12 protein-coding genes are annotated in these 12,333 nt (G+C 37.4%); 8 read left to right on the top strand and 4 right to left on the bottom strand.

The genetic code is table 11. The features are described from left to right. Positions 1-30: 30 nt before the first annotated feature. The 6 genes from ribH to ptsP all read left to right on the top strand — a co-directional run bounded on the left by ribH (position 31) and on the right by ptsP (position 7,067). On the top strand, positions 31-501 hold the full coding sequence (gene ribH / locus ACH6EI_RS18050; RefSeq protein ID WP_013056007.1) for a 6,7-dimethyl-8-ribityllumazine synthase: 471 nt from the start codon (positions 31-33) through the stop codon (positions 499-501). A 382-nt stretch (positions 502-883) separates the two neighbouring features. After that, positions 884-1,756, top strand: a complete 873-nt coding sequence (locus ACH6EI_RS18045; RefSeq protein ID WP_108674522.1) for a hypothetical protein — start codon at positions 884-886, stop codon at positions 1,754-1,756. 131 nt (positions 1,757-1,887) lie between these two features. Continuing rightward, on the top strand, positions 1,888-2,736 hold the full coding sequence (glcT, locus tag ACH6EI_RS18040) for a glucose PTS transporter transcription antiterminator GlcT (protein ID WP_013056009.1): 849 nt from the start codon (positions 1,888-1,890) through the stop codon (positions 2,734-2,736). Between the two features lie 270 nt (positions 2,737-3,006). Next, a complete protein-coding gene (gene ptsG, locus ACH6EI_RS18035) occupies positions 3,007-5,061 on the top strand; it encodes a glucose-specific PTS transporter subunit IIBC (RefSeq protein WP_028414132.1) in 2,055 nt (684 codons plus the stop codon). 18 nt (positions 5,062-5,079) lie between these two features. After that, the gene (locus ACH6EI_RS18030) at positions 5,080-5,346 is read left to right on the top strand and encodes a phosphocarrier protein HPr (protein WP_013056011.1); all 267 of its coding nucleotides are present in this window, start codon (positions 5,080-5,082) and stop codon (positions 5,344-5,346) included. Next, positions 5,346-7,067 carry a phosphoenolpyruvate--protein phosphotransferase gene (gene ptsP / locus ACH6EI_RS18025; RefSeq protein WP_013082261.1) on the top strand — a complete coding sequence of 574 codons (1,722 nt, stop codon included), beginning with the start codon at positions 5,346-5,348 and terminating at the stop codon, positions 7,065-7,067. Before ACH6EI_RS18030 ends, ptsP begins: the two co-directional genes overlap by 1 nt. A gap of 41 nt (positions 7,068-7,108) precedes the next feature. On the opposite strand, the gene ACH6EI_RS18020 is transcribed toward ptsP, so the two are convergent. The 3 genes from ACH6EI_RS18020 to ACH6EI_RS18010 form a co-directional block, all read right to left on the bottom strand. Then, positions 7,109-7,795, bottom strand: a complete 687-nt coding sequence (locus tag ACH6EI_RS18020) for an LrgB family protein (RefSeq protein WP_099000144.1) — start codon at positions 7,793-7,795, stop codon at positions 7,109-7,111. After that, positions 7,792-8,160, bottom strand: coding sequence for a CidA/LrgA family holin-like protein (locus tag ACH6EI_RS18015; protein WP_014461029.1), 369 nt, complete (start codon positions 8,158-8,160; stop codon positions 7,792-7,794). The genes ACH6EI_RS18020 and ACH6EI_RS18015 overlap by 4 nt, the downstream gene beginning before the upstream one ends. Positions 8,161-8,657: 497 nt before the next feature. Beyond that, positions 8,658-9,533: a LysR family transcriptional regulator gene (locus ACH6EI_RS18010; protein WP_028414130.1), complete on the bottom strand. Its 876-nt coding sequence runs from the start codon at positions 9,531-9,533 to the stop codon at positions 8,658-8,660. A 241-nt stretch (positions 9,534-9,774) separates the two neighbouring features. Here ACH6EI_RS18010 and ACH6EI_RS18005 point away from each other — a divergent pair, with 241 nt between their 5' ends. Continuing rightward, entirely contained in the window at positions 9,775-10,551 is a 777-nt protein-coding gene (locus ACH6EI_RS18005; protein WP_033578396.1) for a hypothetical protein, read from the top strand. 139 nt (positions 10,552-10,690) lie between these two features. On the opposite strand, the gene ACH6EI_RS18000 is transcribed toward ACH6EI_RS18005, so the two are convergent. Then, positions 10,691-11,386 (bottom strand): GNAT family N-acetyltransferase, encoded by a 696-nt coding sequence (locus ACH6EI_RS18000; RefSeq protein ID WP_099000142.1) that lies wholly within the window; start codon positions 11,384-11,386, stop codon positions 10,691-10,693. Between the two features lie 144 nt (positions 11,387-11,530). Between ACH6EI_RS18000 and ACH6EI_RS17995 the strand changes: the two genes are divergently transcribed. Further along, a complete protein-coding gene (locus ACH6EI_RS17995) occupies positions 11,531-12,316 on the top strand; it encodes an SDR family oxidoreductase (protein WP_099000140.1) in 786 nt (261 codons plus the stop codon). Positions 12,317-12,333 lie beyond the last annotated feature (17 nt).

Below are 12,333 nucleotides of genomic sequence, written 5' to 3'. Positions count from 1 at the left end.
ATATATTACTACTAGCAGGAGGAACAAGAGATGAATCATTTATATGAAGGAAATTTAGTTGGCACAGGATTAAAAATCGGAATCGTGGTAGGGCGTTTTAATGAATTTATTACAGGGCGTTTACTTAGTGGAGCAGAAGATGCGCTTAAACGTCACGGCGTAGCTGATGAAGATGTAGATGTGGCTTGGGTACCGGGCGCTTATGAAATTCCATTAATCGCTAAAAAATTAGCTGAATCTAAAAAATATGACGCGGTTATTACACTAGGAACGGTTATTCGAGGAGCTACTCCACACTTTGATTTTGTATGTAATGAAGTAGCAAAAGGCGTTGCATCTCAAAGCTTACAAACAGGCGTACCAATTATCTTTGGTGTATTAACAACTGAAACAATTGAGCAAGCAATTGAACGTGCAGGAACAAAAGCAGGAAACAAAGGATGGGAAGCTGCAGCATCAGCTATCGAAATGGCTAACCTTTCAAAAATGATTGAAGGATAATAGAGGACGTTCCAATTTTTGTAAGTTAAAGAGTTAAAAGAGGCTGAAACAAAAGTATGGTAGTTGAAAGAAGATCCGAACGATGAATCGTTCGGATTTTTTCATGGTTAGGGTTACATTACAACGTAGGTTTCCTGTATGTAGGCTTCTAACTGTTGAGTGGAGAGCAGGGCCAAGGCTCCTGTAGGGAAAGCGAAGCCTTGCAGGGAAATCACCTGCAGTGCAGCAAGCCATCCATACTATCTCATGTATCCGATTTGTTCGCCTTTAGATTGGATTGATGTAGTATGTCTCAATCTCTTTTGAATAGAAGCTAGCTATGTATAATTTGGCTAAAACGTCTTACTCTAAGTAATAATTAGGTCGTAAAAGGGAGACGTCTATGCCTCATTATACTGCTTTTTTTGCATTGATTATTATCAGCACAGCCGTTTTGCTTACAGTATTCATACGTAAAAAAGATAAAAAGCTAGTCGTTTTGCTTTTTTTTATCATTGGAATGGCTTATGTACTAGAGTATGTTGTATTTGTGTTGTTTGAAAGTTACGAGTACGATCCTGATTTTATGACCAATGAATATTTTGATAATTTGTTTGGGTCCTTAACTTCTCAAACGTTTGCTTTTCCAATCATGGCTATGGTGGTAGCTGCTTATCAATTAAAATTTCGCTATATTTTAATCATTTCGGCTATGTTTATGGGGATTGAAGAATTATTTTTACACTGGGATATTTATACACATCACTGGTGGAAAACAATTTATACAGGCGTTTTAATGACTATAGGCTTTAGTATTTCAAAGATTTGGTATGTATGGCTAACAGAACGGTATATGACATTTGTACATTACGCTACATTTTTTCTGGGAATGCTCGCCATTACTTCTACTATTATGTTTCTGCTGTTAGCATATTTTCATAACAATTGGTTTTATACAGGATGGTTTGCGTCGGCTACTCATGATTCCGTAAATGCAACGATGATTTATGTTTGTATTGTTACGATTCTCCTCGTTTGGAGTGTAGTCAAAGAATTTTTTATTGGAGCTGGGATCATTATAGCGGGGCTGCGTATAGTAGATATTTTACTAATTCACTATGGGATTTTACTGGTATATATTACCACTTCACTTGTTCTTTTTACGCTTTTACAAGCGGGTATATTCATTCTGAGCGTTATGCTTCAACATTTTATTATGAAAAATTGTTATGGGACGAGTAAAAAAGACGTTGCGTTTCCAGCGAAGAACTACTAAGATAATACGTAACTCAAATAGTTTAGTTCAATAATATTTGAAACAAAGAAAAATGAATTGACGGTTATGCGTATTATTTGTAAGATAGGAAAGCAAATAATAGAAAGCCGAAACAGGGGAGTGAAGGATTCGTGAAAGAGTCCTTTTTTGTAGAAAAGGTACTTAATAATAATGTATTAATTGCTAAACACCTTACCTATGATGAAGTTGTGCTAATTGGGAAAGGAATAGGGTTCAACAAGAAAAAAGGCGATGAAATCGATGCAAAAGCTGTGGAAAAAATGTTTTTGCTAAAGAGTGAAGAAGAGCAAGAACAGTACAAGCAGCTTTTAGCTCAGGTGGATGAAGATGTAATTGAAATGATGAATGATATTGTAACGCATATTCAAAAACGCGTTAATATCCCTTTGAATGAGCATATACACATTTCATTGACAGATCATATCGCCTTTGCGATAAAACGTTTTCAGCAGGGGATGGGTCTTAAAAATCCATTTTTACTTGAAACAAAAGCCTTATATCCAGAGGAATATACGATCGCATCTGAAGTGGTAGAGATCATTAGTCGTAAAATAGGCGTGCAGCTTCCGGTAGGAGAGATTGGTTTTATCGCGCTTCATATCCATAGTGCGCTGACTGAAAAAAACCTGTTAGAAGTGAATCAAGACTCGCAGCTTATTCAAACGATCATTAATGTGATTGAAGAATCGCTTCATCTGCAGGTAGACAAAGAATCTGTACACTATATGAGATTGATTCGTCATTTGCATTTTGCCATTGATCGAGTAAAAACAGGAGAAAAAATAGAAGAGCCAAAAAAAATTGCTTTGCTATTGAAAGAAGAATATCCTCTGTGTTACAATGTGTCTTGGAAAGTGATAAAAGTAATGCAGCAAGCGTTACATTTACCTGTGTATGAAGCAGAAGCAGTTTACTTAACGATGCATTTGCAGCGACTTATAACAAAAACGGATTTATAAAATCATTTCAATACGTGTTACTGATACGATCAGGCATGAGTGAGAAATGAAGCGATGTGTAATTGGATGAGTATATCCATTTGTCGTTTCTTTTTCCTCATGCCTTTTTTTGTTATAAGAAAGCGCAATCATTGAAGACTTCGCCTCATAACACCGGGAAATGTAATGAGTTTTCTAGTTAAAGAAAGCGTTTTATGAAAGCGCGTTAATGATTCACGTATCAAATAAATAGCTTGTTGCACACTAAATATATAAAAGGAGGTAAGCGCCATGTTTAAAAAACTTTTTGGAGTATTACAAAAAGTCGGAAAAGCGCTTATGCTACCGGTTGCGATTTTACCGGCAGCAGGGATTTTACTTGGAGTAGGGACAGCGCTTCAAAACCCTACATTGTTGGATGCAGTACCGGCACTTGGTGCAGACTGGGTTCAATTAGTTTCAAATGTTTTGTCGCAGGCGGGTCAAATCGTATTTGACAACTTATCGCTATTGTTTGCCGTTGGTGTTGCCGTTGGTTTAGCCGGTGGTGACGGTGTAGCAGGTATTGCTGCAATCGTAGGTTACTTAATTATGAACAAAACGATGAGCACAATCTTAGTTGCTACAGGACAGCTAGATCCTGACAAAATGGGTGCTAATCCAGCTTACACTAGCATCTTAGGAATTCCTACGTTAGCTACGGGTGTATTCGGGGGTATCATAGTAGGTATTTTAGCTTCATCCATGTATAATCGTTATTTCAATATTGAATTACCATCTTACTTAGGGTTCTTTGCAGGAAAACGATTTGTACCAATTATTACTGGGGTATTTTCAATTCTTTTAGGTGTTATTATGATTTTCATTTGGCCGCCAATTCAAAGCGGATTAAATGCTTTCTCTACCAACATGATTGATGCAAACCCAACTTTATCAGCGTTTGTATTTGGATTAATTGAACGTTCATTAATTCCATTTGGACTTCACCACATCTTCTACTCTCCGTTCTGGTTTGAGTTTGGTGATTATGTCAATAAAGCAGGTCAACATATTCATGGTGACCAAAAGATTTTCTTTGCTCAATTAGCAGATGGCGTGCCTTTAACAGCAGGAACATTCCAAGTTGGTAAATTCCCGTTCATGATGTTCGGATTGCCAGCAGCCGCTCTTGCGATTTATCACGAAGCGCGTCCTGAAAACAAAAAATATGTAGCTGGTATCATGGGTTCAGCTGCTTTAACATCTTTCTTAACGGGTATTACAGAGCCGCTTGAGTTCTCATTCTTATTCGTAGCACCAGTATTATTTGCAATTCACGCAGTATTTGCTGGTTTGTCGTTTATGGTTATGCAATTATTAAATGTTAAAATCGGTATGACATTCTCAGGTGGGGTTATCGATTACGTTCTATTTGGAGTTATGCAAAACCGCACAGCATGGTGGCTAGTTATTCCAGTAGGTTTAGTTCTAGCAGTTATCTACTACTTCGGTTTCCGCTTTGCAATCCGTAAATTTAACTTAAAAACACCGGGTCGTGAAGATAAAGAAGAAGGAGAAGAAGATGTAAAAGTAGAAGCAGCAGAGCTTCCGACAAATATTTTGGCTGCACTTGGCGGTAAAGAAAACATTACACATTTAGATGCTTGTATTACGCGTCTACGTGTTTCAGTAGATGATGTGGGTAACGTTGATAAAAACCGTTTGAAAAAACTTGGAGCAGCTGGTGTTCTTGAAGTTGGTAACAATATTCAAGCTATTTTCGGTCCGAAATCTGACACGTTAAAAGGTCAAATTCAAGACATTATGAATGGCAAAACACCGGTTGTCACAAAAGAAGAGACAAAAACAATTGAAAAACCTGTTGCAACATCTGAAGTAGGAAGCGATAATGGTAATGATATTGTTTCACCGATTGAGGGAGAATTGGTACCTTTATCGGAAGTACCAGATCAGGTATTTTCACAAAAATTAATGGGTGACGGTTTTGCGATTATTCCGAAAACAGGCACAGTAGTTGCACCAGTGGACGGAAAAATAGTAAACTTATTCCCGACGAAACATGCTTTAGGTATTGAATCAACGACTGGACGTGAAATTTTAATTCACGTTGGTATTGATACAGTTAATTTAAAAGGCGAAGGTTTTGAAGCTTTAGTTGCCCAAGGCGATGAAGTGAAAAAAGGACAGCCTCTATTGAAAATTGATTTAGACTTTGTAAAAGAAAATGCGCCATCGACGATTACGCCGATCATTTTCACGAATTTACAAGCTGATGAAAAAATTGATATCTTAAAGCAGGGCCAAGTTTCTCAACAAGAAGCAAATATTATTAACATTTCAAAGTAAAAAGGAGATTGATTTAACATGGCACAAAAAACATTTACAGTAACAGCAGACTCAGGAATTCACGCACGTCCAGCAACAACTTTAGTACAAGCAGCAAGCAAATTTGATTCTGACATCAACTTAGAATTCAACGGTAAAACTGTAAACTTAAAATCAATCATGGGCGTTATGTCTTTAGGTATTCAAAAAGGCGCTACAATCACTATCTCTGCAGAAGGTTCTGACGAAGCAGATGCACTTGCTGCTCTTGAAGATACAATGAGCAAAGAAGGATTAGGCGAATAATGACAAAGGAAATTCAAGGCATTGCCGCTTCTAGCGGCATTGCTATTGCTAAAGCATTTCGTCTAGAAAATCCAGAATTAACCGTTGAAAAAAAATCAGTAACTGAAGTTGAAGCAGAAGTAGCACGTCTAGAAGCTGCGCTAGAAAAATCAAAATCAGAACTTGAAATTATTAGAGAGCACGCTCGTAAAGAACTTGGAGATGACAAAGCAGAAATCTTTGAAGCTCACTTATTAGTTCTAAGCGATCCTGAACTTATTAATCCAATTAAAGATAAAATTACGAATGAAAATGTAAACGCTGAACATGCACTTGATGAAGTAGCGGCAATGTTTATTAATATGTTTGAGTCAATGGACAATGAATATATGAAAGAACGTGCTGCTGATATCCGTGACGTAACAAAACGTGTATTAGCTCATCTTTTAGGTGTAAACGTTTCAAATCCAAGCTTAATCTCAGAAGAAGTTGTCATTATCGCAGAAGATTTAACGCCGTCTGATACAGCACAGTTAAATCGTAAGTTCGTAAAAGGATTTACAACAGATATTGGCGGACGTACTTCTCACTCAGCAATTATGGCGCGTTCAATGGAGATCCCAGCTGTTGTAGGTACAAAAACAGTTATGGAAGACATTCAAAACGGCGTATTAGTAATTGTTGATGGTTTAGATGGCGAAGTTATCGTTGATCCAAGCGAAGAAACAGTAAAAGCTTACGAGAAAAAAGCCGCTGAGTATGCAGAACAAAAAGCTGAGTGGGCTAAGCTTGTAAATGAAAAAACGGTTTCAGCTGATGATCATCACGTTGAACTTGCAGCTAACATTGGTACACCAGAAGATGTAAAAGGCGTATTAGAAAACGGCGGCGAAGGCGTTGGCCTTTATCGTACAGAATTCTTATATATGGGCCGCGAAGATCTTCCGACGGAAGAAGAGCAGTTTACTTCTTATAAAACAGTTCTTGAACGTATGGAAGGCAAACCAGTGGTTGTTCGTACTCTTGACATCGGTGGAGACAAAGAGCTTCCTTATTTAAATCTACCAAAAGAAATGAACCCATTCTTAGGATTCCGTGCCATTCGCTTATGTCTAGAGATGCAAGACATGTTCCGTACACAGCTTCGTGCGCTTCTACGTGCAAGCGTATACGGTAATCTGAAAATTATGTTTCCTATGATCGCTACTGTTGATGAGTTCCGTCAAGCAAAAGCTATTCTTTTAGAAGAAAAAGCAAAACTTCAACAAGAAGGCGTACAAGTTTCGGAAGACATCGAAGTAGGGATGATGGTAGAGATTCCTTCTTCAGCGGTAATCGCAGATTTATTTGCTAAAGAAGTAGATTTCTTCTCTATCGGAACAAACGATTTAATTCAATACACGCTTGCTGCTGACCGCATGAATGAGCGCGTGTCTTATTTATATCAACCGTATAACCCAGCGATTCTTCGCTTAGTGAATATGGTAATCAAAGCGGCTCACAAAGAAGGTAAGTGGGTAGGCATGTGCGGAGAGATGGCAGGAGATGAGATTGCAATTCCAATTCTTTTAGGCTTAGGCTTAGATGAATTCTCAATGAGTGCAACATCTATTCTGAAAGCTCGTTCTCAAATCCGTCAATTATCAAAAGCTGATATCGAACCTCATTTAGATACAATTCTATCAATGTCTTCTACGGAAGAAGTTATTGAGTTCGTAAAATCAACTTTTCATATTGGATAATAAAAAGGTGTGATCATATATGATCACACCTTTTTTATCTTTTAAGCGAAAATAGTAGGCAGAAGCATATTCGCAAACAGCATTGTAAGAAGTGCTGCTACGATCATGCCAAGGCTAGAAAAAGTACCTTCAATTTTTCCAAATTCAAAAGCTCTTGCTGTACCTGTCCCATGGGAAGCTACTCCTAAAAGAAGACCTCTTGCTAGGGAAGAGTGCAGTGCGAGGAGCTTAATGAGTTTTGGAGCGACTATACATCCCACTACACCGGTTATAATCACAAACATAATGGTAATATTCGGATCTCCTCCTAGCGTCTGAGATACATTAACAGCAATAGGAATCGTAACCGATCTTGGAATCAAGCTATGAACCAGCGTTGATTGTAAATGAAACACTAATGCTAACAGCATGGAAGATATCATGGCAGCAAACGTGCCGAGCCCTACGCTTAAGCTGATTTCAACACGATGTTTTTTGAGTAAATCAAAATACTTAAACATAGGAACAGCAAAAGCAACGGTTGCTGGTCCAAGCATAAAGCTAATAGCACTGGCGCCTTGCTTATAATGATCATAAGAGCCATTCGTTACTAATAAGATGCCAATTAAAAGAATGGGGGCTAGTAAAATAGGGGAAACTAGCATAGACTTATATTTTTTATAGAGCACTTTTGTGCCGACATAAACGAGCAGTGTAAGCGGAAGAGCAATCCATGTGAGTAATGTCATTTTAGCGAACCTTCCTTTCTTCTTGAAATATGTTCTGCAATGATTCCCGTTACAGACATCACAATAATCGTACTGATTGTGATAATAATCACAATCTGGATTCCAAAATGCATCAATACATCTCCATAATTGATGAGTCCAACGACGGCTGGTATGAAAAATAATAATAGTTCTCCCACTAACAGTGTTCCACCTTGTTCAACCCAGCTTAATTTAATTACTTTAAAGTACAGTAAGAAAAACAGTAAGAAAAATCCGATGATACTACCTGGCACTGGGAGGTCAAACCACTGTGAAATACTTTCTCCTATTAAAAACAGAGCCGTTAGTAATAAAATCTGTAAAATCACCATAATCAGTTTCATGATTAGCCTCCTTTATTTATGTTTTTATTCATTCATTCCTAGTTTGTTGAGACAATAATGGAGTCGTCTATGCTGAAAAGACGACTCCATCATGGGAAAAGAGAAACTATTTGGATTTTGCAAATGGGGATACAACTTAAGTAAATGAATGCTACACACTTATCTTACAAAAAAACGACTATAATATGAAATATATAATAACTATGATAACTATTCTTTTTAGTTATAGTCGCAAGAAATCTCTTTACAAATGCGTTGGTAACCTTTTCAAAAAAGAGTTTGTGAAATATAAGGTGTAATTATTTAATAAAAGGCAATCAAAAAAAGAAATTGTGACATGCCTACATCCATTCAATCTAAAGACGAACCAAGGGGATAAATGATTTAGTATGAATGACTTGTTACACCGCCATGAAAAAAATCCGAACGAGTTTGATTCTCCATCAAGAATCAAACTCGTTCGGATTTTTAATTAAACTACTTTTGTCTTAGCTTTGTTAAACTGTACTTTTAATATAATCAATAAAAGCCTGCGTAGCATAAGAGATATATCGATCTTTTTTAACGATTAAAGCAATTTCCCATGGAATAGCATTCTCGAGATTAATTACTTTCATATGCTCCAAATCAAGCTTTTCACATAATGAATAAGGGAAAAGAGCAATGCCGAGATTAGCAGCTACCAGCTCTCCAATGAAGTCCCACTGAGAGCTTTTAAAAGCAATATTAGGCGTAAATCCATTTTTTAAACATTCGTTATAGACCATTTCATGCATGGTGAAGTCTTCATGAAAGGAAATAAGCGTTTCGTCTTTTAACTCTTTTAATGAAATCGTAGAATGCTGAGCCAACGGATGAGATTTATGCACAACAAGCTGCAGCGTTTCTCGAGCTAAAGGAGTCGTAAAGAACATATTTTCATCAACTGGAAGTAAAACGACCCCCACGTCCACTTCTCCTTGTTCCACAAACTTTTGCATTCTTTTAGCGCCATATTCCACTAATTGAATATGAATCTCAGGGTATTGCTCTCGAAATGCTTTAATAATAGTAGGAAAAAACAATGTACCAATAATAGGGGGAATGCCTATTTTGATGGTTCCTCTTTTTAAATGCATTAAATCATAGAGGGAATCCGATAAATCTCGGAGAGAAGATAAAATGCTTTCAGCTTGCTCGTACACAATCATTCCTGCATCGGTAAGCTGGACTTGTTTGCCAGCTCGATCAAACAAAGGTGTGCCGAGCTCTTCTTCTAATGATTTAACCATTTTACTGAGAGAAGGTTGAGAAATATGCAGCGCTTCAGAAGCTCTTGTGAAATTTTTATGTTTAGCCACTTCTGTTAAGTAATGCAAATGGCGAACATCCATTTTGTATACCTCCGTGTTCATACATGCTAATTAATAAGATACACACATTCTACCACATTCACGATCAGCTCTATACCTTTCTTTCCTATCCAATAAAATGATCAGTAGAAGGGGGAGTGAATACAAAAGAAATTGCCAACAATATATATTTACACATTGTTTATTTTAGAAGTATAATATATAAATCAGTAGAACGGTTACATATCGATCACAGAATCAATCAATAAGGTGGTTAGAACGGTTGAGTAAAGCAGATGAAATAAGAGATATCGTTTATATTAATGGCCATGTAAATAAAAAATGCTTTATTACATATGGAATTGAATTTAAAGAGTTTTATCATTCCCTTCCTACGCCGCTTGCAAATATATTATTGTTAAAGCACGGTTTTGAAGACAGTGATTACCATTACCAAACCCATATGGACTACGTAGAAGAAGAACAAATTCATCTTTTAGCAGAGGATGATGTTTATAATTATGGCGATTTTTGTTGGATTGATTTTGAGGATATATCTTCGTTGGATTTGTTAGAACCTCAAGATATTGCAGCGCTGCTGTATTTAGGTCATTTAAAAAAACCGCTCAATTCGCCATTTAATAATAAACTCGGTAATCAATTTGTTTATTTAGCTCACGATGATGGATTTTATAACAAAATCTATTTTCGAGACGTGTATGATATGAAGCATATTTTAAGCCGAATCATTCCGTTAAAAATGTCAGCAATTAAGCAAAAAAGATTTGTATTTAGAAGGAAGAAGTTAGAATATCCGATCTTGCCGCTCGTGTTAGCAAATACGCTTCTTACTTTAACGAATGACGGTTTGTTTATTGATTTTGAACATATGGTTCAATCCCGTAAAGATATTAAAATTCCTTTGTATACAATCGGTGATTTTGACGATATGAATGAAATGTATAATGATCGGTTTGAGCACAAAGAGATGAGTAAATTGCAGGCGCATCTTGTTCTGACTCATAAAGAACTGGAGTGGAGCATTGAAGAAGTTCAATAATCTAAAAAGAAGTTGAGACATAACGTAATGAATCCAATCAACTGCTAGAAGGAACGAGACAGATAAAACTATATTCACCATCACAAAAAAACGAACCACTAATCAAACATGTTGATTAATGGTTCGTTTTTCACTTGGGCTAAAATGCTTTTGTCCCAGCCTCTTTTTGAATAGACGTGTAAAATGGATTTTTCCATTCCATTAGTACGGCGTAGTTGTGTGAATCTTCATCTTCAATATAATTTGTTGCGAGGCCAATAGGCGTTCTGCCACAGCGCATCAAAAAGGTCATAACGGGGTCGTAGAGAGTTCCGGCTGATACAAGGTTCATATATTCAACGGGCGTGTACAAGGAAGACACTGGTGCGTATCCAGGGATGCGGCACCCGCCGAGCAGCCTTTCTAACTTGTAATGAATCACCACGTCATATAAAGACTGCAAAAGAAGCTTGCCAAGCCCCATCGATCGATGCGAAGGAGTGACGCACACGTCTACTACATAAAGCGTATTACCAGAAGGGTCGTGCGTATGAATATATCCGCTTCCTGTTACTTCATCCCATGTGTGAGCCGCATTTCCTTCCACTGAAACAATCGCGCTTGTGATAGATCCGCATATTGTCCCGTCTATCTCCACGCATAGCGCTCCATCCGGAAAAAGGGAAACATGGTTATTTAACTGATCTTTGCTCCATAATAATTCAGAAGGGAAAGGAGGGGGAAAACTTTCTTCTTGAATCCGAATCAACTCATCAAAATCATTCGATGTATATGATCGTACCGTACATATTACAGGCTTATTTTGATGAAAGACAAAGCATTGCTTTTTATACACTGCTTTTTTGCCTCCTTTAAGAAATAATTTTCAGATAATTAAGTATACCATATGGAAAAAAGAAATTATTTCATATTTATTGAAGAATTTGACGAGAACGTGATAAAGTTAAAAAGATTCGAACTATTAGACGAGGTGAAAGAAATGGATGTTGAATTAAAAGGAAAAACAGCGCTTGTATTTGCAGCCAGCCAAGGGCTTGGCAAAGCGATTGCTGCTAGGCTCGCAGAAGAAGGCGCAAACGTTATGATTGCAAGTCGTTCAGAAGAGAAACTAGCCCAAGTAGCAGAAGAGATTTCATACCTTGGAAGCGGACAAGTGTTACATAAAACGGCAGACGTTACAAAAACAGAGGACATTCAAGATGTTATTCAATATACAGTAGATACGTTTGGAACTATTGATATTTTAATTAATAATACAGGAGGTCCTAAAGCTGGGAACTTCCTTTCGTTAACAGATGATGATTGGAAGCATGCATTTGAGTCAAATCTCCTCAGCTATATTCGTATTATTCGTGAGGTAGTGCCCTTTATGAAAAAGAGCGGAGGACGTATTGTCAATATTGCTTCTTCTTCCATTAAAGAGCCAATTGCTGGACTTATTCTGTCAAATACCTTCCGTACAGGAATCGTGGGACTTACGAAAACACTTGCTTCAGAACTAGCAGAGGACGGTATCTTAATTAACACGGTTGCGCCAGGAAGAATTGCAACAGACCGAGTGAAAGAGCTAGATACCATTCGTGCTGAAAAATTGGGAGTAGATGTTTCAGAAATTGAAGAAGAGATGAGAGACCAAATTCCTCTTAAGCGCTACGGTCAGCCTGAAGAGTTTGCTAAAGCCGTTGCTTTCTTTGTCTCGGGAGCGAATTCATATATGACAGGCCAGTCATTTCTAATCGACGGAGGCATGGTGAAATCCATTTAGTTACATAGAAAAACCCT

Source organism: Priestia sp. JSM ZJ58 (assembly GCF_044383985.1).
Taxonomy (GTDB): domain Bacteria; phylum Bacillota; class Bacilli; order Bacillales; family Bacillaceae_H; genus Priestia; species Priestia zanthoxyli.
This window is presented reverse-complemented; position numbering and strand designations above follow the sequence as displayed.

What these genes read in the sequence shown, in the direction of transcription:
- ribH (WP_013056007.1), top strand. Translation starts at nt 31, where the DNA reads ATGAATCATTTATATGAAGGAAATTTAGTTGGCACAGGATTAAAAATC.
- ACH6EI_RS18045 (WP_108674522.1), top strand. Translation starts at nt 884, where the DNA reads ATGCCTCATTATACTGCTTTTTTTGCATTGATTATTATCAGCACAGCC.
- ptsG (WP_028414132.1), top strand. Translation starts at nt 3,007, where the DNA reads ATGTTTAAAAAACTTTTTGGAGTATTACAAAAAGTCGGAAAAGCGCTT.
- ACH6EI_RS18030 (WP_013056011.1), top strand. Translation starts at nt 5,080, where the DNA reads ATGGCACAAAAAACATTTACAGTAACAGCAGACTCAGGAATTCACGCA.
- ptsP (WP_013082261.1), top strand. Translation starts at nt 5,346, where the DNA reads ATGACAAAGGAAATTCAAGGCATTGCCGCTTCTAGCGGCATTGCTATT.
- ACH6EI_RS18020 (WP_099000144.1), bottom strand. Translation starts at nt 7,795, where the DNA reads ATGACATTACTCACATGGATTGCTCTTCCGCTTACACTGCTCGTTTAT.
- ACH6EI_RS18015 (WP_014461029.1), bottom strand. Translation starts at nt 8,160, where the DNA reads ATGAAACTGATTATGGTGATTTTACAGATTTTATTACTAACGGCTCTG.
- ACH6EI_RS18010 (WP_028414130.1), bottom strand. Translation starts at nt 9,533, where the DNA reads ATGGATGTTCGCCATTTGCATTACTTAACAGAAGTGGCTAAACATAAA.
- ACH6EI_RS17995 (WP_099000140.1), top strand. Translation starts at nt 11,531, where the DNA reads ATGGATGTTGAATTAAAAGGAAAAACAGCGCTTGTATTTGCAGCCAGC.